Genomic DNA, 439 nt, shown 5'->3' with positions numbered 1-439 from the left:
CCCGGCCGAACAGCTCGAGGCCGCCGCCGACCAGCAGTACGACCAGATGCTCGCCAAGGCCAAGGCGCAGCGCGCGCTCGCGGGCGACACGCATCCCCAGCTGGTGCGCCTGCGCGGCATCAGCCAGCGCCTGATCCCGTACTCCGCGCAGTGGAACGACCGCGCGCGGCAATGGCGATGGGAGGTGAACCTGATCGGCAGCAAGCAGATCAACGCCTTCTGCATGCCGGGCGGCAAGATCGCCTTCTACACGGGCATCCTCGACCAGCTCAAGCTCAGCGACGACGAGGCCGCCATGGTCATGGGCCACGAGATGGCGCACGCCCTGCGCGAACATGCCCGCGCACGCCTCGCCAAGACGCAGGCCACCAGCATGGGCCTGTCGCTCGGCGCGCAGCTGCTGGGCCTGGGCGATCTGGGCAACGCGGCGGCCAACCTC

Annotated in this window: 1 protein-coding gene; it reads left to right on the top strand. The window is 70.2% G+C overall.

Annotated elements, in window-relative coordinates; translation table 11 throughout:
• Positions 1-439 (top strand): M48 family metalloprotease (locus GVL52_RS32165; protein WP_160012749.1); only part of this gene is annotated, 439 nt, incomplete at both ends.

The organism is Rhizobium sp. 18055 (assembly GCF_902706285.1).
GTDB lineage: Bacteria > Pseudomonadota > Alphaproteobacteria > Rhizobiales > Rhizobiaceae > Rhizobium.
This window is presented reverse-complemented; position numbering and strand designations above follow the sequence as displayed.